This is a genomic window from Flavicella sp. (assembly GCF_029238425.1).
In the GTDB taxonomy this organism is placed as follows: domain Bacteria; phylum Bacteroidota; class Bacteroidia; order Flavobacteriales; family Flavobacteriaceae; genus Flavicella.
Genome location: NZ_JAQWGB010000040.1, coordinates 1 through 3,687, shown reverse-complemented (window position 1 = coordinate 3,687; position 3,687 = coordinate 1). Strand labels below are relative to the sequence as shown.

Below are 3,687 nucleotides of genomic sequence, written 5' to 3'. Positions count from 1 at the left end.
TATTATATGATTTTGAGTGTTAGGTTTTAAAAGGAATGTTATGAAGAAATATATTTTTATTTTGAGTTTATTGCTGATTCATTGCGATACGAATTATGAGTTTCCAGAGATTGTTTGTGCAGAAAATAATTTAATTGCAACACACACCATAGCTCAGGTTTTAGAGATGGCGGGATATGGCATTACTACATTTGAAAATGATATTATAATAGTTGGCTATGTAGTAAGTAGCGATGCCTCTGGCAATATGTATAAAACCTTGTCCTTGCAAGATGCTCCCGCAAACGCTACGGCAGCAATTCAGTTTTCCGTTGATAAAACCAATTTGTATGCGGTTTATCCTATCGGGAGAAAAGTGTTTGTGAAATTAAAAGGTCTTTCTATAGGTTATGGAAGAGGTGTGCTGCAAATCGGAAAAGCCATAGCGGGTGAGTTGGAGAGAATACCCTCCTCTGAAGTTTTCAATCATTTTTTTAGGAGTTGTGAGGTTGAGCAAATGGAACCGAGAGCCATAAAAATATCAGAAATTAATGAAAGTCATCTTCAAAGTTTGGTGGTTTTTGAAAATGTTCAGTTTGCTGAAGAAAATATAGGTGAGTCATTTGGTGATATAAGTTCTACAAAAACAATGGAGAGACTTTTGTGCCAAACAGCGGAAAATTGTGAGGAGCTCGGGACGATAAAATTAAATATTAGCGGTTTTTCAGATTTTAAGAATAAGCAACTTCCCGAGGGAAATGGAAATGTTCAGGGAGTGTTGACAAAATATTATTCGGAGTATCAGTTACAGTTAAGAGATGAGAACGATGTAGAGCTTGTAAACCAACGTTGTTCTATTGTAAATTCTGCTCAGGCCACTATTTCTTATCAGGAAATAATTGATTTGTATGCTGGTGCTTTGCTAGAGTTTGGTCTTGAAAAAAAATATGTTTTTGAGGGTTATGTTGTGTCTTCTGATCAAGAGGGGAATTTTGAGAATGTTTTATATATACAGGACAAACCTGAAAAACCGGAGGGCGGATTTAAAATTTTGATGGATGAAGAGGCAATTTTTGAAAAATATGCTCTTGGAGATAAAGTGTTTTTAGAATTGAATTATTTGTATTTAGATAAAATTGACGGACAATACACTATTGGAGTTTTTGAGAATGCAAGTATAGGAGCTATTGAAGGGGAGGATATAAGTCGTTACCTTTTTAATAGCAATGAGAATTATAAGATCATTCCAGAGCAAAAAAGATTGGCGGAGTTGTCAGTTGATAAAAATCAAAATACATTGGTGACAGTTTCGGAGCTGCAACTGAAAAAAAGTGAACTAGGTAAGGCCTATGCATATTATTCTGGAGAAGAAACAGCATCAAGAAGGCTAATGCTTTGTGAAGAGTCGAATGTACTAGAATTGGAAACTTTGGGTTCTGCAACGTTTTCAAATAAAAAATTCCCAACCAACAAAGGCTCTGTTACTGGGGTTTTATATAGAAATCAAGAACAGTTAAAAATGCAACTTCGCTCTTTAGAAGATGTTGATTTTGATCAATCATATGAGGAGTGTGCAGAGGTAATTGAAAATATTTTGATAACGGAAGTAGCGGATCCTGAAAATAGTGTAGGAGCCAGGTTTTTAGAATTGTATAATGCCGGAACTACATCCGTTTCTTTAAATGGTTGGAGATTGAACAAATATTTGAATGGTTCCAATAGTATTTCGTCTGGTGGACTTGATTTATCGGGTTATACAATTGATTCAGGAGGTTTATTAATCATTGCGAATACCGATTTTGATGCCCTTTTTAATGAGCAAGCTGATATTGTCTCAAGTTATATTTCTGGAAATGGGGATGATGTTTATGAGTTGGAAGATTCTGAGGGATCGGTTCATGATGTATATGGAGTAAAAGGAGAAGATGGAACTAATATGGTATGGGAGTATTTGGATGGCAAAGCGACTCGAAAAAAGGAGGTGATTAATGGAACTTCCATTTTTGATGCTTCTGAATGGATTATATATTCTAAAACTAATGGAAACAAACAAACAGCACCACAAGATTTTTCGCCAAATAGCTGGTGATTTTTAGTATTTTTTCTTTTAAGTTTTCCCTAAGTTAACATTCGGGTAGCATTGTAGCTAGGCCTATTTTATTGTTTTGATGATTTACCATCTTTAGGATTTTAACCTGTTAAAAAAAAGAATTGAATTTTGAGTAATAACAAATATTCAACTAGTATTTTGTCAAAGTCTCAATATGAATTTGTAGTTAATTCGGTAGTGGTTTGATGTTCAGATAACCCAAAAAAGAGGTTTTGTTGAAATGCTTTTTTACTTTTTATTTTGAGGTTGAAAGTATCTTTGTAACAGAAATTAGAAATTATGAAAAAAATCATTTCAGTAATGTTCGCCCTAGTTTTAGGAACCGTTGCAACGATTGCAGCAAATCCTGAAACAATGACAATCAATGAAAAATTAAGAAGTGAAATCGAAAGATTATTAGATCATCCTGATTTTTTAGAAAATGAAAAAATTATCTCAGCGAAAGTTGAGTTTTTAGTGAACCAAAGAGGAGAAATAGTGGTCCTTTTGGTTGACTCAAAAGACGAGAGAATAATTAATTTTATCAAAACTAGGTTAAACTACCAATCTGTAGTAAAAGCTTCTGAAGAGTTGAAAAACAAAAAGTTTTCTGTACCAATTAAGGTAATTAAAAAGTAACAAAATTAATAACGCTTAAAGCCCGAACTAAAAATGGAGTTCGGGCTTTTTTTATGCTTATTTTTTAAGAAGTATATATACCGGGAAGTGGTCGCTATAACCACCTTGGTAATATTTTCCGGAATAGGTTCTAAAAGGCTCGTATTTATGTCTACCCCTTGGATTTGTTAGAAAGGGGGCATTAAAGATATGTGCTTGTTGAAAGGTAAATTTATTAGGTTCTTGCTCAAAAAAGTTGATTGATAAAATGATTTGATCAAAGAGCATCCATTGCCCATAAAACTTAGAGGCTCCCTGTCCATTTTTATAGAGTTCTAAACTAGGGTTTCGGAAATTTTCATTCACCAAATGTTTTTGTATGCTATCATCATCAGGGTTGTCATTAAAATCACCCATAATTACAATTTTTGGATTCGCCTCTTCAATACTGTCTATTTCTTGATGCAAGATGGCAGCAATTTCAATTCTTTTTTTACGTGTTTCATCAAAACCAGATCTTTTAGAAGGCCAATGATTCACATAGATATGAATAATTTCATCATTCAATTTTCCTTTTACATAAAGAATATCTCGTGTGTAGTCTCTAACACTACTAGAATCATAAACTATAATCGGAATAGCTCTGGATTCTAAAAGTTCAAAATGATCTTTGTTGAATAAAAGCGCAGTATCAATTCCTCTTTCGTCAGGCGAATCATAATGAACGTAGTCGTATGGAAGGTATTGTAAAGCATCGGATTTTAATAAATCGTCTAAAACACTGCTGTTCTCTACTTCTGCTAAGCCGATGAAAATAGGTGGAAGTTGCGAATGATCTTCCCCAATACGAGTAATGGCTTTTCCAAGTTTTTCAACTTTTAATTGGTAACGATAAGGACCCCATTTCTTTTTTCCTTTCGGAGTAAATTCCCGGTCAAGGGTATGTGGGCTGTCTTCAGTATCAAATAAATTTTCAACATTATAGAAAGCAATAGAGATAG

3 protein-coding genes are annotated in these 3,687 nt (G+C 33.8%); 2 read left to right on the top strand and 1 reads right to left on the bottom strand.

Annotated elements, in window-relative coordinates; genetic code table 11:
* Positions 1-40: 40 nt before the first annotated feature.
* On the top strand, positions 41-2,068 hold the full coding sequence (locus P8H68_RS02685; protein ID WP_300321268.1) for a DUF5689 domain-containing protein: 2,028 nt from the start codon (positions 41-43) through the stop codon (positions 2,066-2,068).
* 300 nt (positions 2,069-2,368) lie between these two features.
* Entirely contained in the window at positions 2,369-2,707 is a 339-nt protein-coding gene (locus tag P8H68_RS02680; protein ID WP_300321265.1) for a hypothetical protein, read from the top strand.
* Between the two features lie 57 nt (positions 2,708-2,764).
* Here the strand turns inward: P8H68_RS02680 and P8H68_RS02675 are convergent.
* Positions 2,765-3,687: endonuclease (locus P8H68_RS02675; RefSeq protein WP_366144922.1), on the bottom strand; the 923-nt coding region annotated here is incomplete at its 5' end.